Raw genomic sequence first — 572 nt, 5'->3', positions numbered from 1 at the left:
TTTTTATATCCAAAATAAACCTCCACCTACGGTGGAGGACTGGACGCGTTCTACATTAAGGGCGAGAGACCTCCATGCTTGAACCATTGGCGTGGTCAAGATGCGTAAGCATGGAGGTTTTTATGGATGAAAATCACCTATCACACAGCACCTGGGACTGCAAATACCACGTTGTGTTTTCCAGCAAGTACCGGACGAAGCGGCTTTATGGAGAGCTTCGTATGGAGTTGCGGGATTTGTTTGTGAAACTGGCCTTGCAGAAGGGGTGCCACATAGAAGAGGGGCACCTGATGCCCGATCATGTACACATGCTGATATCGATCCCGCCGAAATATTCGGTGTCGCATGTTGTCGGGTTTTTGAAAGGCAAAACGTCGATTTATGTGGGCAACAAGTATGCCCGCAAACGCAAATACAAAGGCTATCACTTTTGGTCGCGGGGATATTTTGTTTCGACGACGGGCTACAATGAGCAGGTCGTCAGACGTTATATCCGCAACCAGGAGAAGGCCGACAAGGCCTCGGACTATGCCGACTTGTTCAAAGGCAGCTTTTAATCAGTAACAAAACCA

1 protein-coding gene is annotated in these 572 nt (G+C 48.4%); it reads left to right on the top strand.

The features are described from left to right. Positions 1–122 precede the first annotated feature (122 nt). Positions 123–557, top strand: a complete 435-nt coding sequence (gene tnpA / locus V6766_RS25500; protein ID WP_448471034.1) for an IS200/IS605 family transposase — start codon at positions 123–125, stop codon at positions 555–557. The last annotated feature ends 15 nt before the right edge of the window (positions 558–572 follow it).

Source organism: Martelella sp. AMO21009 (assembly GCF_053484295.1).
This window is presented reverse-complemented; position numbering and strand designations above follow the sequence as displayed.

What these genes read in the sequence shown, in the direction of transcription:
- tnpA (WP_448471034.1), top strand. Translation starts at nt 123, where the DNA reads ATGGATGAAAATCACCTATCACACAGCACCTGGGACTGCAAATACCAC.